The sequence below is a fragment of the Pseudomonas brassicacearum subsp. neoaurantiaca genome, assembly GCF_013608025.1.
Taxonomy (GTDB): domain Bacteria; phylum Pseudomonadota; class Gammaproteobacteria; order Pseudomonadales; family Pseudomonadaceae; genus Aquipseudomonas.
The window spans coordinates 29,145-52,947 of sequence record NZ_VDLV01000045.1; the positions used below are offsets into that span (position 1 = coordinate 29,145).

The 23,803-nt window shown below is 62.0% G+C and carries 19 protein-coding genes; 6 read left to right on the forward strand and 13 right to left on the reverse strand.

The features are described from left to right. The first annotated feature begins 30 nt into the window (after nucleotides 1-30). The 5 genes from FHK92_RS21970 to codA all read left to right on the forward strand — a co-directional run bounded on the left by FHK92_RS21970 (nucleotide 31) and on the right by codA (nucleotide 5,436). Nucleotides 31-1,110 carry a patatin-like phospholipase family protein gene (locus FHK92_RS21970; RefSeq protein WP_181289963.1) on the forward strand — a complete coding sequence of 360 codons (1,080 nt, stop codon included), beginning with the start codon at nucleotides 31-33 and terminating at the stop codon, nucleotides 1,108-1,110. A gap of 83 nt (nucleotides 1,111-1,193) precedes the next feature. Further along, nucleotides 1,194-1,550, forward strand: coding sequence for a 6-carboxytetrahydropterin synthase QueD (gene queD, locus FHK92_RS21975; RefSeq protein ID WP_181289964.1), 357 nt, complete (start codon nucleotides 1,194-1,196; stop codon nucleotides 1,548-1,550). 249 nt (nucleotides 1,551-1,799) lie between these two features. Then, nucleotides 1,800-2,615: an alpha/beta fold hydrolase gene (locus FHK92_RS21980; RefSeq protein WP_181289965.1), complete on the forward strand. Its 816-nt coding sequence runs from the start codon at nucleotides 1,800-1,802 to the stop codon at nucleotides 2,613-2,615. Between the two features lie 289 nt (nucleotides 2,616-2,904). Then, the gene (codB, locus tag FHK92_RS21985; RefSeq protein WP_181289966.1) at nucleotides 2,905-4,176 is read left to right on the forward strand and encodes a cytosine permease; all 1,272 of its coding nucleotides are present in this window, start codon (nucleotides 2,905-2,907) and stop codon (nucleotides 4,174-4,176) included. Between the two features lie 12 nt (nucleotides 4,177-4,188). Further along, nucleotides 4,189-5,436, forward strand: a complete 1,248-nt coding sequence (gene codA / locus FHK92_RS21990) for a cytosine deaminase (RefSeq protein WP_181289967.1) — start codon at nucleotides 4,189-4,191, stop codon at nucleotides 5,434-5,436. A gap of 143 nt (nucleotides 5,437-5,579) precedes the next feature. Here codA and FHK92_RS21995 read toward each other — a convergent pair whose 3' ends face one another. After that, nucleotides 5,580-6,599: a diaminopimelate epimerase gene (locus FHK92_RS21995; RefSeq protein ID WP_181289968.1), complete on the reverse strand. Its 1,020-nt coding sequence runs from the start codon at nucleotides 6,597-6,599 to the stop codon at nucleotides 5,580-5,582. A 180-nt stretch (nucleotides 6,600-6,779) separates the two neighbouring features. Between FHK92_RS21995 and FHK92_RS22000 the strand changes: the two genes are divergently transcribed. After that, nucleotides 6,780-7,931 carry an MFS transporter gene (locus FHK92_RS22000; RefSeq protein ID WP_181289969.1) on the forward strand — a complete coding sequence of 384 codons (1,152 nt, stop codon included), beginning with the start codon at nucleotides 6,780-6,782 and terminating at the stop codon, nucleotides 7,929-7,931. 175 nt (nucleotides 7,932-8,106) lie between these two features. Here the strand turns inward: FHK92_RS22000 and FHK92_RS22005 are convergent, their stop codons facing one another. From FHK92_RS22005 to FHK92_RS22060, 12 genes are all read right to left on the reverse strand, one after another. Continuing rightward, nucleotides 8,107-10,536, reverse strand: coding sequence for a TonB-dependent siderophore receptor (locus FHK92_RS22005; RefSeq protein WP_181289970.1), 2,430 nt, complete (start codon nucleotides 10,534-10,536; stop codon nucleotides 8,107-8,109). A 98-nt stretch (nucleotides 10,537-10,634) separates the two neighbouring features. After that, a complete protein-coding gene (locus FHK92_RS22010; protein ID WP_181289971.1) occupies nucleotides 10,635-11,606 on the reverse strand; it encodes a FecR family protein in 972 nt (323 codons plus the stop codon). 38 nt (nucleotides 11,607-11,644) lie between these two features. After that, the gene (locus FHK92_RS22015) at nucleotides 11,645-12,142 is read right to left on the reverse strand and encodes a sigma-70 family RNA polymerase sigma factor (protein ID WP_181289972.1); all 498 of its coding nucleotides are present in this window, start codon (nucleotides 12,140-12,142) and stop codon (nucleotides 11,645-11,647) included. Nucleotides 12,143-12,328: 186 nt separating this feature from the next. Beyond that, complete coding sequence (locus FHK92_RS22020; protein WP_181289973.1) at nucleotides 12,329-13,504, reverse strand: baeRF3 domain-containing protein; 1,176 nt, start codon at nucleotides 13,502-13,504, stop codon at nucleotides 12,329-12,331. Nucleotides 13,505-13,514: 10 nt separating this feature from the next. Beyond that, entirely contained in the window at nucleotides 13,515-13,937 is a 423-nt protein-coding gene (locus FHK92_RS22025; RefSeq protein ID WP_181289974.1) for an HPF/RaiA family ribosome-associated protein, read from the reverse strand. 233 nt (nucleotides 13,938-14,170) lie between these two features. Continuing rightward, nucleotides 14,171-14,611, reverse strand: a complete 441-nt coding sequence (locus FHK92_RS22030; protein ID WP_181289975.1) for a carboxymuconolactone decarboxylase family protein — start codon at nucleotides 14,609-14,611, stop codon at nucleotides 14,171-14,173. A gap of 274 nt (nucleotides 14,612-14,885) precedes the next feature. Next, the gene (locus FHK92_RS22035) at nucleotides 14,886-16,328 is read right to left on the reverse strand and encodes a mechanosensitive ion channel family protein (protein WP_181289976.1); all 1,443 of its coding nucleotides are present in this window, start codon (nucleotides 16,326-16,328) and stop codon (nucleotides 14,886-14,888) included. A gap of 199 nt (nucleotides 16,329-16,527) precedes the next feature. Further along, entirely contained in the window at nucleotides 16,528-17,394 is an 867-nt protein-coding gene (locus FHK92_RS22040) for a pirin family protein (protein ID WP_181289977.1), read from the reverse strand. A 130-nt stretch (nucleotides 17,395-17,524) separates the two neighbouring features. Then, nucleotides 17,525-18,139, reverse strand: coding sequence for a response regulator transcription factor (locus FHK92_RS22045; protein ID WP_181289978.1), 615 nt, complete (start codon nucleotides 18,137-18,139; stop codon nucleotides 17,525-17,527). Nucleotides 18,140-18,253: 114 nt separating this feature from the next. Next, on the reverse strand, nucleotides 18,254-18,634 hold the full coding sequence (locus FHK92_RS22050) for a response regulator (RefSeq protein WP_375154622.1): 381 nt from the start codon (nucleotides 18,632-18,634) through the stop codon (nucleotides 18,254-18,256). Between the two features lie 194 nt (nucleotides 18,635-18,828). Next, entirely contained in the window at nucleotides 18,829-22,098 is a 3,270-nt protein-coding gene (locus FHK92_RS22055; RefSeq protein WP_181289980.1) for a transporter substrate-binding domain-containing protein, read from the reverse strand. 272 nt (nucleotides 22,099-22,370) lie between these two features. Continuing rightward, nucleotides 22,371-23,705: a lysine N(6)-hydroxylase/L-ornithine N(5)-oxygenase family protein gene (locus FHK92_RS22060; protein WP_181289981.1), complete on the reverse strand. Its 1,335-nt coding sequence runs from the start codon at nucleotides 23,703-23,705 to the stop codon at nucleotides 22,371-22,373. Between the last annotated feature and the right edge of the window lie 98 nt (nucleotides 23,706-23,803).

Below are 23,803 nucleotides of genomic sequence, written 5' to 3' on the forward strand. Positions count from 1 at the left end.
ATCAGCCGCTTGCCAGCATTCGAGACCGGTATGACCGCCATCCATATCAAGTTTCCCGCCCTTACCCTCAAGGCCGGCCCCCGTGCCTTCCAGCGTATCCGCCAGGCGGGCCTCAATGCCGCCGACGTCGGCATCCTGCCCGGCGCCGCCGGTGGTCCGAAGGCGCTGGGTATCCAGGGGCTGGACCTGGCACTGTTCGGTGAATGGCTCCCCGCCGCGCCCCGGGAACGTTCGCTGATCGGCGCTTCGGTGGGCTCCTGGCGCTTTGCCAGCGCCTGCCTGCCAAACGCCGCCGAGGGCATCCAGCGCCTGGGCACGTTGTACAACGAGCAAAGTTTCGCCAAAGGCGTGACAATGGCCGGCGTCAGCCAAAGCTCCCAGCGCATGCTCGATGACTTGCTGGAAGGCCGCGACCTGACGATCCTCGACAACCCGCATTACCGGCTCAACATCATGGTGGTCAAGAGCCACGGCCTGCTGTCACAAGACCACCGAGGCCGGCTGGGCCTGGGTTTGTCGTCGGTGATTGCCGACAATCTGCGGGGCCGTGCGCGACTGTCGCGGCATTTCGAACGGCTGATCGTGCACGACCCACGCCTGGCTCCGCCGCTGCATCCTTTGACCGACTTTCCGTCGCGCTTCGTGCCGCTGGTGGCCGGGAATCTGCGCCAGGCACTGCTGGCGTCCGGCTCGATCCCGATGGTGATGGAAGGCGTGCGCGACCTCCCCGGCGCCGGCGCGGGGACCTACCGCGATGGCGGCCTGCTGGATTATCACCTCGACCTGCCCTACAGCGGCGACGACATCGTCCTCTATCCGCATTTCACCGACCGGGTCATCCCCGGCTGGTTCGATAAGGGCCTGCCATGGCGCAAGGGCAATGCCAAGCGCCTCCAGAACGTGTTGTTGCTCGCCCCGTCGCGCGAATACCTGGCCCGCCTGCCCTACGGCAAACTGCCGGACCGCAACGACTTCAAGCGCTTCATGGGCGACGACCCGAGCCGCCGCAAATACTGGCGCACGGCGATGGACGAGAGCCGCCGGCTCGGCGACGAATTCCTCGAACTGACGGCCAACGGTGGATTGGGCGAGCGTTTGCTGACCCTTTAGTCAGCATGCTCGCGCATCACAGGGATCAACCTGATAAACTCCGCCGCCTGCCTCGCGACCGCTACCTTAAAGAGCCTGAACCTGTGGAAATTTTCAAAGAATTCACCTTCGAATCCGCCCACCGCCTGCCCTACGTGCCGGAAGGCCACAAGTGCGGCCGCCTGCATGGCCACTCGTTCAAGGTGGCGATCCACCTCAGTGGCGACATCGATCCGCATACGGGCTGGATTCGCGACTTCTCGGAAATCAAGGCGATCTTCAAGCCGCTCTACGAACGTCTCGACCACAACTATCTCAATGACATCCCTGGCCTGGAAAACCCGACCAGCGAAGTCCTGGCCAAGTGGATCTGGAATGAGTTGAAGCCGCTGCTGCCGGAACTCAGCGCCATTCGCATCCACGAGACCTGCACCAGCGGCTGCATTTATCACGGCGAATAAAACCGGCGCAGCTCCCTGGCGAGCCTTCTGTGACAAGGAACTTCCGTGGCGAGGGAGCTTGCTCCCGCTGGGCTGCAAAGCAGTCCCCTCCAAAGGGCGCCACTCAATCCACCTGAAACACCGCGCCGCCAGGTTTCAGGGCCGCTTCGCGCCCCAGCGGGAGCAAGCTCCCTCGCCACAAGGGTCTCCCTGCTGAATCGCATTGGCCTATGCTTGATCCCCTGAGCCATTTTCAGTGGAGTATCAAGCATGACCAACTGGCCGCTGGATCAGGTCTACGACTTCAACGGACATCCCGTCCGCTACGCCATCCACGGCGACGGCCCGCCGCTGGTGTTCGTCCACGGCACGCCGTTCTCCTCTTATGTATGGCATCGGATCGCGCCGCTGTTTTTCGCCACGCATCGGGTGCACTACTTCGACCTGCTGGGGTATGGCCAGTCCGCGCAGCCGAATGCCGACGTGTCCCTGGGGGTACAGAACCAACTGCTCGCCCAGTTACTGGAACATTGGAACCTGGAGCGTCCAGACGTGGTGGCCCACGACTTCGGCGGCGCCACCGCCCTGCGTACGCATCTGCTCGATGGCAAGGACTACCGAAGCCTGACCCTGATCGACCCGGTGGCTCTTTCACCTTGGGGTTCACCTTTTGTCCAGCACGTACGCCAGCACGAAGCGGCATTCAGCGGCCTGCCCGACTACATTCAGCGCGCCATTGTGCCGACCTATATCCGTGGCGCGATCAAGCGGGATATACCCGATGAGGAATTGGCCCCCTACGTGCAGCCGTGGCTCGGCGATCCGGGCCAGGCGGCGTTCTATCGGCAGATTGCGCAGATGGACCAGCGCTACACCGACGAGGTCGAGGGCCTGTATCCAAACGTTCGCTGCCCGACGCAAATTCTCTGGGGCGAAGATGACCAGTGGATCCCCATCGAGCGCGGACGGACGTTGCACGGGATGATTCCGGGGGCGCTGTTTCAGCCCGTTCCGAACGCTGGGCACCTGGTCCAGGAAGATGCGCCGGAAATGGTGGTTGCGGCGGTGTTGCGGTTCCTGGCGTGACTTCCCTCAAAATAAGCACACCACCTACCCTGTGGGAGCGAGCCTGCTCGCGAAAGCAGTGTGTCAGGTCCAGATACATTGACTGACACACCTTCGCGAGCAGGCTCGCTCCCACAAGGAAACCGGATAGGCAGTGAAGCTGTGTTCCAACTTGAATCATTGCCGCACCGCTTTTGCTCCTCGCAGCTCACCCAACCCAACAGATTGACTATAAATAACCGGCGATCACCCGCTTGGCACGGCCGCTGCACGCTTGCGACTTTCCCTCTCCTACGCAAGGACCGCCACAATGACTCAGAACGATCCGGGCAACGACTATCCCTTGAGCGAAGTCCCGATGAACGCTCGCAAGGGCCTGGCCTCCACGGCCATGGTGCTGCTGGGCTTCACGTTTTTCACCGCCACTATGTTTGCCGGCGGCAAGCTGGGCGTGGCGTTCGGTTTTGCCGAGATGCTCACGGTCATCGTCATCGGTAATCTGCTGCTGGGCCTTTATGCCGCAGGCCTCGGTTATATCGCGTTCAAGAGCGGGCTCAATTCGGTGCTGATGGGCCGCTTCTGTTTTGGCGAGGTGGGCAGCAAGCTCAGTGACTTGATCCTCGGCTTTACCCAGATCGGCTGGTACGCCTGGGGCACGGCCACCGCGGCGGTGGTGCTGGGCAAGTATTTCGAGCTGGGCCAGGGGACTGTGCTGGGGCTGATGGTGCTGTTCGGGCTGGGGTTCTGCGCCACGGCGTATATCGGCTATCGCGGGCTGGAGATCCTGTCGTACATCGCCGTACCGGCCATGCTGTTATTGCTGATGCTCTCGATGTGGGTCGCGACGCAAAAAGTCGGCGGCCTCGATGGCCTGTTGGCAGTGGTGCCCACGGGCAACCTGGATTGGTCGACGGCGATCACGCTGGTCTTCGGCACGTTTGTCAGCGGCGCCACCCAGGCGACCAATTGGACCCGGTTTTCCCGTTCAGCGAAGGTCGCCGTGCTGGCGAGCCTGATCGGCTTTTTCCTGGGCAATGGCTTGATGGTGCTGATCGGCGCCTACGGGGCCATCGTCTACCAACAGCCTGATGTGGTCGAAGTGCTGCTGTTGCAGGGCTTTGCCATGGCCGCGATGGCGATGTTGCTGTTGAACATCTGGAGCACCCAGGACAACACCATCTACAACTTTGCCGTGGCCGGTTGCAACCTGCTGCGCACCCGTCGGCGCAAGGCCGTCACCCTGGCCGGCGCGGTGATCGGCACGCTGCTGGCGCTGCTGGGCATGTACGACATGCTGGTGCCTTATCTGATCCTGCTCGGCACGGTTATCCCGCCCATTGGCGGCGTGATCATGGCCGATTTCTTTTTCCGCTGGCGCGGTCGTTATCCGCGCCTGGCAGAGACGCAGCTGCCGGCGTTCAACTGGCCCGGGCTGTGCGCCTATGGCGTGGGCACCGTAGCCGCTTTCAACGCACCATGGATCGCACCACTGGTAGGAATCGCCGCTGGCGCGCTAACGTATGTGCTATTGATCGGCGTAACCGGCACTCGCACCGCAGACGCCCCTCTACAAGACCTATAAAGGACTCACCCGATGCATATCATCAACGCCCGCCTGCGCAACCGTGAAGGCTTGCATGAACTGCACCTGGAAAACGGTCTGATCGCCAGCATCGCCCGCCAGACCGAGGCCCCCAGCCTGGGGCCCGAAGACATCGACGCCGGTGGCAACCTGGTGGTGCCGCCCTTTGTCGAGCCGCACATTCACCTGGACGCGACCCTCACTGCCGGCGAACCGCGCTGGAACATGAGCGGCACGCTGTTCGAAGGCATCGAGTGCTGGGGCGAACGCAAGGCCACGATCACGGAAGAGGACACCAAGACCCGCGCCCGCAAAACCCTCCAGGCCCTAGCCGCACATGGCATCCAGCATGTGCGCACCCACGTCGACGTGACCGATCCTGCGCTCACCGCCCTCAAGGCAATGCTCGAAGTGCGCGAGGAGAGCCGTCATCTGGTGGACATGCAGATCGTCGCGTTTCCCCAGGAAGGCATCGAGTCCTACCGCAACGGCCGCGAGCTGATGGAAGAAGCGATCCGCATGGGCGCTGATGTGGTAGGCGGCATTCCCCACTTCGAATACACCCGCGACCAGGGCGTCAGCTCGGTGAAATTCCTCATGGACCTGGCCGAGCGCACCGGCTGCCTGGTGGACGTGCATTGCGACGAAACCGACGATCCACACTCGCGTTTTCTCGAAGTGCTCGCCGAAGAAGCCCGCAGCCGCGACATGGGCGCCCGCGTCACCGCCAGCCACACCACGGCCATGGGCTCCTACGACAATGCCTACTGCGCCAAACTGTTCCGCCTGCTCGGGCATTCGGGCATCAGCTTCGTGTCATGCCCGACCGAAAGCATTCACCTGCAGGGACGCTTCGATAATTTTCCCAAGCGCCGCGGTGTCACCCGGGTCAATGAACTGCTCGAAGCCGGGATGAACGTGTGCTTCGGCCAGGATTCCATCGTCGATCCGTGGTATCCGCTAGGCAACGGCAACATCTTGCGAGTGCTCGAAGCCGGGCTGCATATCTGCCACATGCTCGGCTACCGCAACCTGCAAAGCGCCCTGGACCTGGTCACCGACAACAGCGCCAAGGCCATGGCCCTGGGCGAGCGCTACGGGCTGGAGCCTGGCCGACCGGCGAACCTGCTGGTCCTCTCGGCCGACAGCGACTACGAAGTGATCCGCAGCCAAGGCCTGCCGCTCTATTCGATTCGCAACGGTGAAGTGCTGATGAAGCGGCAGATGCCGGTGGTGGAGTTCGGGCCGCAGCTGGGCTGAAATCACCAATACCTGTAGGAGCGAGCTTGCTCGCGATAGCGGTCTGTCAGTTGACAGCGATGTGAGCGACCGGGCGCTATCGCGAGCAAGCTCGCTCCCACAGGGGACCTCAGTCGTACGCTGATTTTGCGCACGACGAATATCTACTGTGGGAGCGAGCTTGCTCGCGATGGCGTCATTGGCCGCGCCGCACCAAACAACCTCACCCGCACCAGCTCACCCGGCTCTTCCTCCAGCAAAATCGGTGCAGTCCCGCCAGGCATCACGACCCTGACCACCCCGGCCTTCACCCAACCCACCCGCCACGCGGCACTGGCCACGGCGCTGGCGCTGGTGCCGGACGACGCGGTAGGGCCTTCGCCTCGCTCGAACACCCGGGCAGCGATTCGTCCTTCGGCTTCGAGGCACGCCCATTGCAGATTGACCCCCGCCAGACAAGGATTCCCCGACCCACCGGGCGCGGCATAGGCAATCTCGGTCAGGGGCTGCGACAGCGCCGACGCGCGCATCTGCGCAAGACTCGGCAACGCCGCCACATCATCGACCAACGTCACGCAATGAGGATTGCCAATGCGCACGAACTGGCTGTTGCCCCATGCCGTACTCAACGCCTGAAGCGCCGGCACACGGCTCACTTCGCACTGATTGAACATCACGCTTTCAATACCTTGGGCATCCACGGCCCGGGGTCCGAACAGCGGCTTGCCCAAGTCCAGCCAAAAACCCTGGACGCCTTCGAATTCAGCAGCGCGAACCAACGTCTGCATCGGTGAGACGCTTTCAGGTTTGTCATGATGAACCTGCAGCAGACATTCACCGTCGCCCACCAGCAAACCTCGCTCCTGCAGCGCCACGGAAAAAATCGTCAGGCCATTGCCGCTGCGCTCGGCCAGCGTCCCGTCGGTATTGACGATCAACAGATCAAACGGTGGTTCGTCCTGGAAGGGCCCGATCAGCAGACCATCACTGCGATGGGCCTTGGCATCCGGCGGGGCTTCGCCCGGCGCCCATGCACAAAAAGCCTGCACCGCGGCGCAGCTCCAGGCCTCGCGGGTTTGCGCGGCCTGGGCGGCAGACAATGGCAGGTCGATCCCCTGGGCACGGACTTGCAGTGGCGAAACAACGCCATAGATATTGCCGCGTGCATCGTAAAACTGTGTCATGGACCCAACCCGGATCGGCCAGCAAGGGCCGCTACTGTATGCCGGCGAACGCTGCCGGGCAAAGCTTGCCGGCTTCCCAGGCATTCGCGTCGGCACCTTGAGGTCGCGGCGAGGTCAGTGGATATGCAAGCATAGGCCCCCGCTCGCAACACCGTACCGCACGAAAGCCAAGGACGTTTCATGACCGCCATCACTCCTCCACCAACTTTTGCTCCCGGACGCCTGGAGCAGATGTCCACCCGCATCGCTTATCTCATCGCCGGGATCGGCATCGCCGCCTGGGCACCGCTGGTGCCCTACGCCAAGGTGCGAGCGAACCTGGACGAAGGCGCCCTCGGGTTGCTGCTGCTGTGCCTTGGGGTCGGATCGATCCTGGCGATGCCGATTTCCGGCGCGCTGGCGGCACGGTTCGGCTGCCGCCGGGTGCTCAGTGGCGGCACGTTGCTGGTCTGCCTGGCGCTGCCGCTGCTGGCGACGATGAGTTCCCTGCCATGGCTGGTCGCGGCGTTGTTCCTGTTTGGCGCCGGGCTCGGCACCGTGGACTCTACCGTGAACCTGCAAGCGGTCATCGTCGAGCGCGCCAGTGGCAAGACGATGATGTCGGGGTTCCACGGCATGTTCAGCCTCGGCGGGATCATCGGCGCGGCCGGCGTCAGTGCGCTGCTCGGGCTGGGGCTTTCGCCGCTGGCGGCGACGCTGGTGGTCAACGCCGTGCTGTTGGTGGCGCTGTTCAAGGCGGCGCCGCACCTGCTGCCCTATGGCAGTGAAAGCTCAGGCCCGGCGTTTGCCATTCCCCACGGCGTGGTGCTGTTTATTGGCATCCTGTGCTTCATCGTATTCCTGGCCGAAGGCGCGGTGCTGGACTGGAGCGCGGTGTTCCTGACCACTGAACGCGCGGTAGATACCGCCTATGCCGGGTTGGGTTATGCCGCGTTTGCGCTGACCATGACCGTCGGCCGACTGACCGGCGATTCGGTGGTGCATCGCCTGGGCGCCAAGCGCGTGATCATCTACGGCGGATCGATTGCGGCGGCGGGCTTCCTGATGGCCACCGTCGCGCCGATGTGGCAAGCCGCGCTGCTGGGCTACGCGTTGGTCGGCGCCGGGTGTTCGAACATCGTGCCGGTGCTGTACACCGCCGTCGGCAAACAGACACTGATGCCCGAAGCCATCGCCGTGCCGGCCATCACCACCATCGGTTACGCCGGCATTCTCGCGGGGCCGGCATTGATCGGGTTTGTTGCCCATGGCAGCAGTCTGGGGATTGCGTTCGGGTTGATTGCGCTGTCGCTGGTGGCGGTGGCGGCCAGTGGGAAGGTGCTGAAAGTCTGAAGCCTTGCAGATTTCCCCGTGGCGAGGGAGCTTGCTCCCGCTCGGCTGCGAAGCAGTCGTAATCCGGTGGATACGTGTGCCTGAAGCTCCGCATTCAGCAGGTTTTGGGGCCGCTTCGCGGCCCAGCGGGAGCAAGCTCCCTCGCCACAGGGTCCCGCTCAATCTTGGGGCTCGATCAAAACCCCACGCTCGCCTGCACAAAGAACGTCCGCGGCGCGCCGACGTAGATACCCGAGTTGTTGTCGCTGGAACGGGTGTAGTACTGATGGTCGAACAGGTTCTTGACCCCGGCGCCGACTTTCAGGTTCGACAGCTGCTCGCCGAAGTCATAACCGGCCCGTGCGTTCCAGAGCATGTAGCCGGGCATGTTGCCGTATTGGCCATCGGCGCTGCCGTCGGTGATGTAGTGGTCGCTGAAGCTCCCGTCGGGATTGACACTGTTGCCCGGTGAACGCTGCTTGGACTGGGCGAAGCCGTCGAGGTTATAGGTCCAGCGATTGACGTCGTAGCGCAGGCCAACGGTGGCCACCTGGCGGGAGTAGAACGGCAGGTCGCGGCCCTTGAAGCTCGGGATCTGGCCTTCATAAGTCGCGCGGGTGTAGGTGAAGCCGGCGCTGGCGGTCAGGCCGTCGAGGCGTGGATCGAGCGCGGCCATGTCGTAATGCACCGAGGCTTCAAGGCCCTGGTGCTTGGTGGCGCCCATGTTGGTCCAGCCGACATCGTTGCTGATGTACTGCAACTCGTCGTCGAAATCGATGTAGAACAGCGTCACTTCACCGCCCCACACGTCATCGTTGTAGCGCGTACCGATCTCGTAGGTCTTGGCCTTTTCCGGGCTCAGGCCATTGGCGGTGTTGTTGCCATCTCCACCCTGACCTAATTGGAAATACTGCAAACTGCCAAACGAGGTTTCGTAGTTGGCGAACAGCTTCCAGGCATCGGACACGTGATACATCACGCTCAGGGCTGGCAGCGGTTCGTTGCTGTCGATGCTGCGGCGCTTTTCCAGCACGGGATTGCCAGCGGTGTCGAGCACCGGGCGGTCGTGCCATTCGGTGCTGATGCTTTCGAAGCGGATGCCCGGAGTGATAGTCCACTTACCCACGTCGATCTTGTCATCGATGTAGACCGCATGGGCTTCGGTGCCACCAGTCCGGTCCTGGTAGACGTGGCCGTCGGCCCCCGGACGCACCACCGGTTCATTGTTGCGCAGCGCCAGGCGACTGGCTTCCTCGTGCATGCCTTCCTTGAGGTAACGATAACCGACGCTGGCTTCCTGGGTGGTCGGCCCGAAATCAAACACATGGGAAACTCGAGGTTCGATGCCGAAGGTGTAATACGTGCGCGGGTAGGACACCAGGTTGCGCTGGTCCCGGGAAGCAATGGTGCTGCCACGGTAGCTGTCGGAGTAGTAGGTCAGCACCTCGGCCTGGGTGCGATCGCTGATCTCGCGAATCCACTTGAAGGACACGTCCTTGCGCCGGCCGCTGAAGTTGTCCCAGTCGCGGTCGGACTGGTACGGATCCGCGTCGTACTGGGCCTGGTTCAGACCGCCGGGCATGTCGGCCTTGGCGTCGTAATAATGGAAATTCAACGAGAAGTCATCGACATCGGTCGGTGCCCAATGGGTCTTGAGAATCACGTCGTCGATGTCGTTGTCGTTATTGCTTTTGCGATAACCGTTGCCGTTGACGCCGGAGTACAACAGCGCCACGCCCAGGCCGTTGTCAGCGGTGCCGCCGAGGAACGCCGTGTCGATGTGCTTCCAGCCGCCGCGCTGGGAAGTCTCCAGGGTGCTGCCGATTTCCCCGGTGGCTTTTTCCGGAATGGCGCGGGTCACGAAGTTGATCACCCCGCCGACGTTCTGCGGTCCATAGCGCACCGACCCGGCGCCGCGCACCACGTCGATGCTGTCCAGATTGCCAGATGAAATCGGCGCCATGGACAATTGCGGTTGGCCGTAGGGCGCGAACGCCGCCGGTACGCCGTCGATCAGCACCGTGGAGCGTGGCGACAGGCGTGAAGTGAGGCCGCGCACACCGACGTTCAAGGAGATATCACTGCCACCCGTGCCGTTGGCGTCCTGCACTTGCACACCGGGCACGCGACGCAGCACATCGCCGACGTTCATGGCGCCCTGCTCGACCATCGCTTCGCGGCGGATCACCGTCCGCGCGCCGGCGTGGTTTTGCACCACTTCGGCATTGGCATCGCCGAGCCAGTCGCCAACCACCTGGATGTCGGTGGTGCCCAGTTCCAGCGGGCCCGCCGTGGGTGCCGGCAGAATGGTCACCGAACCTTCGTCGATCTGGTATTGCAGGCCGCTGCCCCGCAACAATTGGCTGAGCGCCGCCTCCGCGGACAAGCTGCCTTCCACCGCCGGGGCTTGCTTGCCGGCCACCAGTTCCGGGCTGAAAAACACTTGCAACGAGGTCTGCTGGCCCAACTGGCTCAGCGCCTGGCCCAAGGGTTGCGCCTGGATATGGACGGTCGTGACGGCCTGGTCGGCAAAGGCCTGGGGCAACCCGGCGCTGACCGCCAGGCTCAGGGCCAGCGGCAGCCAGCGTGCGGGGAGGCGTTTGTTGTTTTTGGCGGAAGTTTTCACGTCGAACCTTGTCCTGTCGAATCGCAAGAATACGCGTCTGTTAATGCAAACCAGTTGCAGTTGGACAAGAAGACGAAGAACTCGAAAAAAACCTGAATCTATTTCGAAATTATTTCCTGGCTGCCGTCATCCAGCGTGCGTACGGCCACCGGCAGGATGTTCGGCAAGGCCTTGAGCAGCGCCTCGGGATTGTCCGAACGAAACACGCTGGTCAGGCGCAGGTTGCCCACCGATGCGCTGGCGACCCGCAGGGGCTTGGCGCGATAACGGGAGACTTCCTCGGCCACTTCACTCAATGGCGCATTGTTGAAAATCAGTTTGCCGTTGCGCCATGCGGTGACTTCACCGGCATTGATCGCAAAGGGCGACGCGACCTTGCCCTGGGCATCGATCCGGGTGCCGAGGCCGGCCGTGAGGTTGACGGGCATGTCGCGACCCTGGACCCGGACGCTGCCCTGTTCCACCGCTACCCGAGAACCGTCGACATCACGGCGCACATCGAAGCGCGTACCGGTGACCGTCACCTGGCCGCTGCCCGCGTCCACGGTGAACGGACGCCCCGTGTCATGCTCAACGCTGAACAGCGCCTCGCCCTCGACCAATTCCACCCGACGTTGATGATGAGCGAACTGGACACGCACACGGCTACGGCTGTTGAGGTCGATCGCCGAACCATCCGGCAAGGCGACATGCCGACGCTCACCCAGCGCGGTGGCAAACTCGCCGCTGTAATCGCCCGCAGCGTCCAGGCCACTGAACAGCCCCAACCCGACCGCCACCGCCAGCAACCCCGCAGCCACGGCAAAACGCAGCAGCGGCCGGCGCTTCGCACGTTCGGCGGGTCGCTCGCACAACGCTTGCAGACGCTCCTTGGGCAGCAGATCCGTTGCGCTCCAGATGCCTTGAAGCAGTTGAATCTCGTCGCGATGATTGGGATGTTCGGCCAACCAGGCATCGAAACGCTGACGCTCCTCGACGTCCATCCCCGGGTTTTGCAAACGCACAAACCATTGCGCCGCCTCGTCGCGAACCCTGCTCTGCCCGCACGGGCATTCACGGCTATCCGTCATGGAAGGGTCCTGTGGCTCAGGTGGAAGAAGGCGACGGGTCATTGTTCTGGCCCGTCCAGGCGATCCCGCAGATGGCGCAGGGTGCGGATCATATACTTTTCCACCATGTTTTTTGACAGCCCCAGGCGTTCGGCGATTTCCGCCTGGGTCAGGCCCTCGATCTTCTGCCAGACAAACACCGTGCGGCAGTTGGCCGGCAGTTCGGCAAGTGCCCGCTCGATGGAGTCCGCCAATTGGATCGCGTGCATGTAGTGCTCCGGGTCGCTCGCAAGCGATGGGGTATCGAACGCCACTTCCTCCAGGGCGCCCCGTCGATCTTCACGCCGATAGCCGTCTACCGCAATGTTGCGCGCCGTCTGGTGCAGGTAGGCCCGTGGCTGCTCCACCTGGGCCGAATCGGATTCGAGCACCCGCACGAAGGTGTCGTGGGCCAGGTCCTCGGCCTGCTGGCGATTGCGCAGGCGACGGGTCCAGGTGCCGATCAACTCTTCGTAATGCTCGAAAAAGCCGGGTCTGCGGGGCAGCTTGGGGATCATCGCGGGGCGCTTTGGGGATGAGGCGTGAATAGTAATGGTTACTATTAATAAGAAGCAAACGCCGCCCGACCGGCTGGTACAAAAACAATGTGGGAGCGAGCCTGCTCGCGAAAGCGGATTGGCCGTCAATAATTATGTCGACTGACACACCGATTTCGCGAGCAGGCTCGCTCCCACAGGGGCAGGTCAGAACCGGCACACCGCCGCCGCCCCGGTGTCGGTCGGCATGACATGCTCGGGCGGCACCACGACGACTTCGCCGCCTTGCCGGGTCACCGCGAGGATCAGCTCATCCAACACATCCGGAGCCTGTTCGTCGCCCGTCTCGTCGATGATCAACCGGCCCTTATCCGGGTCGAGCTGGCCGGGAACCTGGCGCTCCGCCTCCACCAGCAACAGCGCCACGCGGCTTTCCCAGGCAGCCTTGGCAATGCCTGCCAAGTTGTCCAGCGCCCGTCCCTGCCCCACCGCGACACCGTAGCGATTGAGGCTGTCGACAACCCGGTCGGCATGGCTGTGGGCCATGAGTTTCGAGCAGTGGACGCGCAACTCTTCCAGGCTCAGACGCGAGGGATCGCCCTCGATGCCCTGCGCCAGCAAGTTCTGGTTATGGCTGACGGCGCGGAACACTGCCTGGTTTTCCGGCAGGGCTACCAGGATCATCGGCAGGCCTGAAGGTTGCGAATGGTATTGCAGGATCGCCTTGTCCACGGCGCGGAAAAATCGTTCGCGGTCCAGGTTGATTTCGTCCTGCTTACCGCCGCCGGCGGCCTCATGCATCATCGCATCGCCGCGTTCGCCGCTGCGGCTGAAGCCGTTGGGGAAGCCCTGCTGGTCACCCGGCGTCAGCTCGTCACCGAGCGCCTCGTTCTGGTTGCGCGGCACCTGTTCGGCCAGCTCGATCTTTTCCAACTGCTCCGAAGAGCCTTCGTAGAGCCAGACTTCATTGCGGGTCAGGCACAGGGCTTGATAGCGCTCGGTGGATTGGACCAGTCGCAACAACGGCTTGAGATACGGGTGGCTGTTGGCGACGGCGCACTCCGGCAGACGGTGATTTACCGCGATCACTTTGAAATAGTCGCGGGCACCGAACACGGCAATGCCGTCACGATTGGAGTTCCAGAAACCCTGGTCCTCCACGAGCGCCTGGAAGGGCTCGAGCAATGGCGCGCAATCGAGCTCCGGGTGCTGCTGTTGCAATTGAGTCTGCAGTTCGCGCACCAGGTTCTTGTAGCGAATCGGGTCCTGGCTGCGCTCGGGGAACGTGCGATGGGTGGGCATGTACAGCGAAAGGCTCGGCTGTTCGTCGAACGCCAGGAGCTCGGCCAGTACCTGGCGGCTGAAGGGTTGATGAGCGGTCATGATCGTCTCCTTATTCTTTGCCACGAGCCTCTTGGTTTTCGAGAAAGTCTTCCTCCAGCATCGCGTCCACCATCTCGGGTGGCGCTTCATCGGTGGGTGCGGTCACGCGTCCCATCGGTTCGATGGCGGGGTTGAGCTTGCCAACCTGATGATCGAGCGCATGCAGCATCTTCTCGGCGGCGCCCTCCACGGCCAGTTCAAGGCTCTCGGCCTTGTGGCTGACCGACATCGGCGCAAGACCTTGCATGCGCGCCTCGATCTGGCAGCGCTTGTCGGCGGCGCCGCCCTTCTGGGCGTTTTCGTCGCTGACGTGGATTTCGATGCGGGCCAGTTGGTCTTCGAAACGCTGCAACGCGTCCACCACCGTACTGCCGACCCACTCCTGCAGACGGGCACTGCCTTCGATATGGTTGCTGTTAACTTGAACTTGCATGATCGACTCCTTTGCAAAAGACGGCTGGCGCCGCCTGTTGTAGGTAGAAGAAGATCAAACGGGCGAAGTTCCCGGCGCGGGATGACTGGCGGTTACGCAAAAATTGAACGGCGATGAGCAAAAAACTGTGGGAGCGAGCTTGCTCGCGATAGCGGTCGGTCAGTCGATTTCACCATTGACTGACACACCGCAATCGCGAGCAAGCTCGCTCCCACAGGTATTTAGCTGATTTCTCAAGCCTCGGGCATTTTCCGGAAGCCCACCGCCAGGCGGTTCCAACCGTTGATGGCATTGATCGCCACGGTCAAGTCGACCATTTCCTTGGGCGTGAAGTGCTCGCTCAGCAATTCGTAGTCGGCGTCGGGCGCATGGGTCTCGCTCAGGCGCGTCAGGGCTTCGGTCCAGGCCAGCGCGGCGCGTTCACGACCGGTGAAAAAAGGCGTCTCGCGCCAGGCGGTCACGGCGTACAGGCGCCGCTCAGTCTCGCCGTCCTTGCGCGCATCGGCGGTGTGCATGTCGATGCAGAACGCGCAGCCATTGATTTGCGAAGAACGCAGCTTGACCAGCTCGATCAGGGATTTTTCCAGGCCCAGTTTAGAGACCGCGTTCTCCAGGCCCAACATGGCCTTGTAGGCATCAGGGGAAGCGGCAAAGAAATCGATACGCGGTTGCATGGTGAACTCCTGAACAATTGAATGTAGCGCTACGTTAGCCCTGCACTGGCGCCGGACAAATAGCCAATTGTTGGGAAGTTCGGGTGGCCAATGGAGACCGCGGCCTACCCTGTAAATGACGCAAGCTATTGTGGCGAGGGAGCTTGCTCCCGCTCGGCTGCGCAGCAGTCGTAAACCGGTTGGCATGGTTTAATAGAATTTTTGGGGCCGCTTCGCAGCCCAGCGGGAGCAAGCTCCCTCGCCACAGAGGCGAAGAGCGTGCTTCGAAGGGGAATTACGCTCGGCTGCGCAACCATTGCAGGAAGCGCTTCTTGGCGACCGGCTTGGGCAGTTCGCGGGTCAGGTTCTGCGCCAGGTGGATGCGCACGTCCAACAGGTTTTTCATGGCGTCGCCGATGTCGCGGCGGGCCTCGAGACAAGGCTTGAGGTAGCTGTTCTCAATGCGGTACAGGGTGCAGAAGGTCTTGGCATTGAAGTTTGCCAACGCCGCTTGTTCGGCGACGATCCCGGCTTCACCAATCACTTCTCCCGGCCCCATGCGCCCGCCCTCGAGGGGCTGGCCGTTACGCAGGAGGCTAACGCTGACGACGCCGGACTCGATGATGAACAGATGATCGCTGACCTCCCCGGCCGCCAGAATCACCTCGCCCGCGCGAAACGTCTGCAGGGTCATGTTCTGGCTGAAGGTGTCTTTCTCCTCCGGGCGCAACGTGGAAAAAATGCTCGAGCTTTCCAGCAACGCCCGCGGCCGTGATACCGCCAGGGCCGCAGTGCTTTCGCTGGTGGACAACAGGCTCACGCCGGATGCGTGCAGATGCCGGAAAGCCAGGTCGAACAGTTGATTGCGCACCTCGCGTTTCTGTCCCATCGAGGCGACGAATCCGCTGATTTCATATTCCGCCCCGGCGCTGCTGGCGCTCTTGAGCGTGACGCAGGGCGCCGGGGTGGCGAGCAGTGCACGACAGCCGATCATCGCCCGTTCCAGCGCTTCGATCACCTTTTGCGGTCGCGCATGTGGGCTGACCTGGATGCTGATGGACAAGCCATGCATGTCGCTGGGTCGGCTGAAGTTGACGATCTTGGCTTTCGCCGCCAGCGAGTTGGGGATGACCGCCATGCTGCCCTGGGAGGTCTGCAATCGCGTGGCGCGCCAATCGATGTCGGTGACCCGGCCTTCGGTGCCGTCGATGGAGATCCAGTCATCGACCTGGTAAGGCTTGGTGGTGTTGAGCACGATCCCGGAAAACACGTCGCTGAGGGTGCTCTGCAAGGCCAGGCCGACGATGATTGCCATCGCGCCGGAGGTCGCCAGCACGCCCTTGACCGGCAGGTCGAGCACATACGCCAATGCCGCGATGACCGCGACCAGGAAGATCACCGCGCCCAGCAGGTCCTGCAACAACCGCCCCGTATGGCCGACCCGCTGCATCATGACCGCGCCGATCATCACCGTCAGGGTCCGCGCGGCGAACAACCACCAGGCAATCTGCAACCCGGTCGCCGCCAGATGCCGTGGCACGTCATCGACCCATTGCGCGGTCTGCATGGGATTGAGGCCTTCGTTGAACAGCAGCATGCTGAACAACATGAAAATCACCAGCCGTCCACCGATCTTCCAATAGGTCCGCTCGGCACTGACGAACCGCCACGCCAGCAAATCGAGCACAAGCAACGCCAGGGCGCTGAGCAGCGGGTGGTCGGTGATCAGGGAGAACATCGGGACAGCTCCAGGAGGGTCATGGGCGTGAAGATTGGCACAGAATCAACACGCTGTAGAGATCACCCATAAAACCTTGTGGGAGCGAGCTTGCTCGCGATAGCGGCAGGCCAGTCACATCTGCATCAACTGAAAGACCGCTATCGCGAGCAAGCTCGCTCCCACATTTGAGTTCCAAGATCAGTTCATTGGTTTCGCGTCAGCCTTCCATTTGCCCGAAGCGCCCGGAATGGAAATCTTCAAACGCCTGTTGAATCTCCTGCTCGCTGTTCATCACGAACGGACCATGGCCGACAATCGGCTCGTCGATGGGCTCGCCGCTGAGCAGCAACACCACGGCATCGTTATCGGCTTGCAGACTCACCTGGTCGCCGGCCCGATCGAACAAGGCCAGTTGCCCCGCTTCGACCCGCTCGCGGCCATTGACCTGGACCGTACCCCGCAGTATCACCAGCGCCGTGTTATGGCCCTCTTGCAAATTCAGGGTCAGGTCCTTGCCGGCATTCAAGCGAATATCCCAGACATCGATCGGCGTGAAGGTCTTCGCCGGACCTTGATGACCCTCGAAGCGTCCGGCGATCAGCCGCAAGCTGCCGGCATCATTCTTCAAGGCGATGTTAGGGATGTCCCCCTTGAGCAGGGTCTGGTAGCCGGCCGGGGCCATTTTGTCCTTGGCCGGCAGGTTGACCCACAACTGGACCATTTCCATGAACCCGCCTTGCCGGGCGAAGGTTTCGGAATGGAATTCCTCATGGATGATCCCGGAGGCGGCGGTCATCCATTGCACATCGCCTGGGCCGATCTTGCCGCCGCTGCCGGTGGAATCACGATGTTCCAGCTCGCCCTGATAGACGATGGTCACGGTCTCGAAACCGCGATGGGGGTGCTGGCCGACGCCACGTCGCTCTGAAGTGGGGGAAAACTCACTGGGAGCCGCGTGGTCCAGCAGCAGGAAAGGACTGATGTGCTTGCCCAGGTTGTCGTAGGAAAACAAGGTGCGGACCGGAAAGCCGTCGCCGACCCAATGAGCGCGCGGGCTGGTATAGAGGCCGATGATGTTTTTCAAGACTGTGTCTCCAAATCAGGTGTTGCGACTCGATGGACACAGCTTAAAACCCGTACCGTTGATGCACCAGACTACAAAAATCGGCCATAGCGTTCTATTTACAGAACAGCCAACAGGCTCGCTTTACCCTTTAAAGATGATTGCGCTTGGCAAATTCCGACAGTCCCACGAGGGAGGTGAGACCGAGCTTTTTCAACAGGCGGATCTTGTAGGTGCTGACCGTTTTTTGGCTGATGAACAATGCCTCGCCGATGTCCTTGCCACGCATGCCCATCGACAGCATCCGCAGGATGGACAGCTCACGGGTGGAGAGGCTTTCCAGGGCCTGCTGTTCGCCACGCTGTTCAACGTCCAGTCTGAGGGACGTCTGGGGGAAAAAGGAGTAGCCGGATTTCAACGCGTGAATCGCCTTGGTCAACTCCTTCAGGTCGCTTTTCTTGGTGACGAACCCCCTGGCCCCGGCCGCGATACAGCGGTTGCAGAAATGCTGGGCATCCTGGGAAGTGAACACCAGCACAGCACACCCGGGAAATTCCATCAGAATCCAGACCAACAGGTCCAGGCCATCGAAACCGTTCATAACCAGGTCCAGGATCACCAGGTCGGCCCGCACCTCCTTGAGCTGCGCCCTGGCCTCAATCACGCCGCTGACGTCACTGATATCGGTAAACCCTTCGTTCTGGCACACGAGCCGCAAGGCCCCACGTATGACAGGGTGGTCATCCACGATCATTACATGCTTCAAGACAGCTCCCCAGATGAATGCAAACCAAGCCCTATGCTCAAACTGCAGCGGACTTTTACACAAGCGATAGGCCGCGTCACCTGTCAGACCTGACAGTGCTGACTATCGGTGCGATCAACTACCCAAGCCCCGCCTGCAGGCATAGAGCCAAGGCTGGGCCGACTCGTTGGCTTCGGGGTCAATGAGGGTCATCAGGCGTTCCAGCACGGCCGAATCGGGCAACTGGACAGCGGTCATCTGCAAGCAGGACGGATGCGCGACGGGCACCGATTCCAAGAGCGCCTGTGGGGCGTTATAGATCATGGAATGACGAACCTGCAGGTTGCCGCGCAAGAATCCGGTCAGATCCAGTGATCCGCTTGCAAGGTCGGCATTGGCCAGGATCAGGTCGAAAGGCTTGCTGCCATATTCCACCAACGTCAGGAATTCCTCCAGGCTACCCACCGGCGCGATGCAGAAATAGCCGCGATGGTTGAGCAGCCGTTCAAGCTTCATCCGATGATAATGCTCCGTGTCGGCAATTATGATTCTTAGTGCTTTGTTCGGCATGGCAGGCATCCCAATGGCAACGCGACAGGTGTAAACCGGGTCGGAAACGTTAAGTCGCGACAGGCTAGAGGAAGATTTTTTAGGACGCTGTAGGACAATTCCCAAATAAGGCACGGAAAAATCCGCGCCCGATTTGCGGCTCAGGGCGCCTTGGTCTGGCGGTAATCGAGGGAAGCCTGAAGAGGTTCGCCGGTTGACCCGGAAAGAGCGGACTCTCCAGCCATATAAAAATCCAGCCGTTCCGTGAGGTGCTCCATCACCCGGCACACCGCTTCCACCGATTCGGTGAGCGCCGCATTGATACCGTTGCGACAAGCGTCTTCCAGCGCGTCGCACGCGACGACCAGCGGCTCTGCCTGGATAATCCGTGCGCCGCCCTTGATCCGATGCGCCAGGTCGGCCAACCCGGACACGTCATGGCGCGAAGACAAATCCTGCAATCGCGCCCTGTCCATAGCGTTGCTGGCGAGCAGTTCCTTCAACAACGGGTGTATCAACAGCCTGTCGCCACCGGTCAGCTGTTCCAAGATAGTCAGATCGAAGTCACTCGCGGGTGCCGGCGCGTCGCGATGGGACGTGATCAATACCAGGCGCGCATTCAACTGCTGCAGGCTGATGGGTTTGAACAGGCAATCATCCATGCCCGCTTCGATGCAGCGAGCCTTTTCCTCGGGCTGGGCATTGGCCGTGAACCCCAGGATTACCGTTGGCGACAGAGCCCTGGCCCGCTCTTCTTCGCGGATGGCACGGGACATTTCATAACCGCTCATCAATGGCATGTTGCAGTCGGTGATGACCACGTCGAACTGCCCGTCGCGCCAGGCACGCAGCCCTTGGACGCCGTGTTCCGCCTCCTGCACCGGGTGTCCCAGGTACCTCATTTGCTGGCACAGCAGCAGGCGATTGGCCGGGTGGTCGTCAACGATCAGGATCTTCAGCACTTGGCCCGGCGGCGCCGGAACCTCGGTTGGGGGCATTCGGGGCAACGCCTCCAGCAACGGCACCGCCAGCCGGATCTCGACCTTCGTGCCCTGCCCCGGCACGCTGCTCAACGCCAGGGTACCCCCCATCATTTCGCACAAGGTGCGGCTGATCACCAACCCCAGCCCGGAGCCACCGCCCGCGCCCTGAGCGTGGTCGCCGACCTGGATGAACGGGTTGAACAGGCGTTGCTGGTCTTGTGCCGAAATACCCGGGCCGGTGTCTTCGATCACCACGCGGATGGCCAGGCGCTCGTTACCCACAGCCGGTTCAGCTCGCAGGCTCAGGCGCACCTGGCCTTGCTCGGTGAACTTGATGGCGTTGCTCAGCACGTTGGAAAGGATCTGCTTGAAGCGCAGCGGGTCGATCAGCACGTCCTCGTCGCTGGCCACATCCAGGTCCAGATCCAAGGACAGCTGTTTTTGCCGGGCCAGGCCATCGAACATCCGCGCCACGGCCTCGATCAGTTCCCGCAAATTGGCGCGCGCCGGCACCAGGGACAGCTTGCCGGATTCGATCCGAGCGATGTCGAGGATGTCACCGATCAGGTCCAGCATGCCACGGGCGGCACCGGAAGCCACTTCGATGGCCGATTTGTCCATGACGCCCTGGTCGGCTTTTTTCAGGGCCAGCTCCAACATGCCGATCACAGCGTTCATCGGCGTGCGGATCTCATGGCTCATCGTCGCGAGGAATGTGGTCTTGGCCCGGTTGGCGTCGTCGGCGCTGGCCTTGGCCACGCGCAACTGCTCCAACAGCCGTCGCAGGTAGACAACCCAGCCCAACACCAGCAACAAGAGCAGCGCAGCGATGGCGAACCCTTGGACAATGGCGGTGCGATTGCGCAGCCAGTAACTGTCATCGATCACCACTTCGCTGCGCCAGCGGTTGGTGAGCTCGTCCATTTCCTCTGGGGAAATGCTCAGCAGCGCCTTGTCCAGGATCGAGTAGAGCTCGGTTGCGTTGCGGCTCGTCGCCAGGGCAACGCGGGCGGGCACCGTGCCCACGGTGCTGGTGACCTGCAATTTGTCGCGGTACTGGCGAGAGATCATATAGCGGGCACTGATCAGCGAATTGATCGCACCGTCCGCACGGCCCGCGGCGACCATGGCCATGGCATCGGCCATGTTTTGCGCCGGCACCAATTGCACGCTGGGGAACTGCTCGGACAGGTACTCACGCAAAACGTTGCCGCGCACCAGCGCCAGCCGCTTGCCGGCCATCCGATCCACGGTCAGGGTCTCCGTGGCCTTGGCCGGCACCACCAACACGAAAGGATTGGTCAGGTATGGGCGGGTGAAGCGCAGTTCACTTTCAAGCTCGGCGCTGGGGACCGCGGTTGCCAGGACATCCGCCTTGCCAGTGGCGATCAGATCGTCCGCCGAGTCGCCACGCTGGATGTCGAATTTCAGCCCGGTGCGCAAGCTGATCCTGGCCAGCACATCGGCGCCGATGCCGCGCAATTGGCCCTGCTCATCGAAGAAGGTCAACGGCAGGAAGTTTTCGCTGACGGCCACGTTGATACGTGGATGAGTATCGAGCCAGCGTTGTTCATTCACACTGAAATGCAGCGTCTCGCCCGGCACGCTCGCCCCACCGGCGCTCCAACGCCGCAGGATGCCCATGCGTTCGCCGACCGGAATGGCCTGCAGCGCGGCATTGACGATGCGCAACAGGCGCCCGTTGTCGCGACTGACAGCGAAGGCGAACGGCTGCACTTCCATGCGGGAAAAATCCGCCAGTTGGACGTTGTTCAGGTAGTTCTTGCTGATCAGGTAATGGGCGCTGATCGAATCCCCCAGGTAAACGTCGGCCTGGCCGAACGCCACGGCGCCGATGGCGCTCAAGGTCGAGGGGAACAGCTGCAACGTGGCGTCCGGATAAAAAGCTTCGACCGTGTCCGGTGGCAGGTAGTGATAAAGCATGGCCAGCCGTTTTCCCGCCAGGTCCGCCGGTAGCTCTTCGCTGTTGTCGACACGGGTCACCAGCGTCGGCACATCATCGGCATACGCCCGGGACATCGCCAATGCGGGGTCACTGGCCTCGAAACCGTTGGCGGTGCCGAGCAGATCGATTTCCCCGCTACGCAGGGCCTGGAGCGATGCGTCCCGGGAGGCGTAACGCCGCACCCGTATCTCGATCTGCAACAACTGACCGAGCAAGTAGGCATAGTCAGCCGTCAGGCCTTCATAGTCGTTGCCATTGCCGGTGATGCTGAACGGCGGATAATCCGGTGCCGAGGCGCCCAGCCACAACGTGCCCTTGCCGCGCAGCCAGGTCCGGTCAGCTTCGTCCAGGGTCACCGAATAATCGCTCACGGCAGAACGCCCGAGCACATGCAGCGACTCGGGTGCCGCGCCCACTGGCGGCGCCACACTTGATAAACCCAGCCATATTGCCGCCAGGCCAATGCGCAGGAACAGTCTCATTCGATCAGGTTTCGCTTGGCGAAATCGGCCCGGACGCTTCATCAGCGACCGGCTGATCGGTTCAAACTGCCAATGCGAGGGAACAGTGAACCGTCCACGTTCCCTCCTGGATAGCCAGGAGGACCGTGAGGTGAGTGTAGGAAGTTTCTGAAGAATTTCCTAGCGGGCTTGCGATTGTTCTGTAGGACCTGGCGAAGCCTGCGATCTTTGATCTTTCACTTTGTGCTCAATGGCTTGAGAAAAGATCGCAGCCTCGCTTCGCTCGGCAGCTCCTACACCGCTGCCAATCGCAGATCGCGCTCTGGACGAGCCTGCCCGTGATTGTTTCCATGCTCATAGAGCGAGCCGGCGATCTCATCGGCGCGCACCGGCAGGATCGACAACAGGGTGTCGCTCAGGCCGTGGCTGGCCTGGCAGAAGCCCTGCATGTAGATCGCCGCCTTGCAGCGCTCGTCGGTGATCAACTTGTAGTTGCGGTCCACCTCGAAATCCCCCAGGTACTGCGCCAACGGCTCCAGCAACGTGCGGTGCATCTGGCGTTCGTAGCCGGTGGCGAGCACCACCGCGTCGTAACGGCGCACCGACAACTCGCCGGTGGCGTTGTTGCGTACCGCCAAGTCCACGCCATCCTTCGTCGCCGTGGCCTTCTCCACCGTGGTCAGGGTGCGGAATCCATGACGGGCGATGCCCGATACTTTCTGGCGATAGAAAATTCCGTAGATGCGTTCGATCAGGTCGATGTCCACCACCGAATAGTTGGTGTTGTGGTACTCGTTGACCAGGCGCTCGCGCTCGCTGTGGGGTTGCTGGAACACCAGGTCGGTGAATTCCGGCGAGAACACTTCGTTGACGAACGGGCTGTCATCCGCCGGTTTGAGGGCCGAGCCGCGCAGGATCATGTCGACCTGCACCGATGGGAAGCTGTCGTTGAGGTCGATGAAGGCTTCCGCCGCGCTCTGCCCGCCGCCGATGATCGCCACGTTCATGGGTCGGCCGCTCACGTACGGTTGGCTTGCCATGCGCTCCAGGTATTGCGAGTGATGGAACACCCGGGCGTCATCCTTGAAGGTCTTGAACGCCTCGGGAATACGCGGCGTGCCACCGGCACTGACCACCACCGAGCGGCTGATGCGCACGCATTCTTCGCCTTCGCTGTTGCGGGAAATCACCCGCAAGGCTTCGACCTGCTGGTGATGCAGCACCGGCTCGATGCGCAGCACTTCCTCGCCGTAGCGGCTCTGCCCGGCAAATTGCGCCGCCACCCAGCGCAGGTAGTCGTTGTACTCCATGCGGCACGGGTAGAACGTCCCGAGGTTGATGAAATCCACCAGGCGACCATGGTGCTTGAGGTAATTGACGAACGAGTAAGGGCTGGTGGGATTTCGCAGCGTCACCAGATCCTTGAGGAAGGAAATCTGCAGCTCGCTCTGGGTCACCAGCGTGTTGCCGTGCCAGCGATAGTCAGCCTGTTTGTCGAGGAACAGCACGTCCAATTCGCCCTGCACCGGGCCACGCTCCTGCAACGCGATGGCCAGCGCCAGGTTCGAAGGGCCGAAGCCGATGCCGATCAAATCGTGAACGTGGGGCGCTGCAATTGCCTGAGTCATGTCCAGTGTCCTCTGGAAAAGCCCCTCAACAGGGCACAAAAGCCGGGTGACCTGTTCGGCGCGCATCGGGCCGCCAGATCGTCTGTTGAGAGGAACGA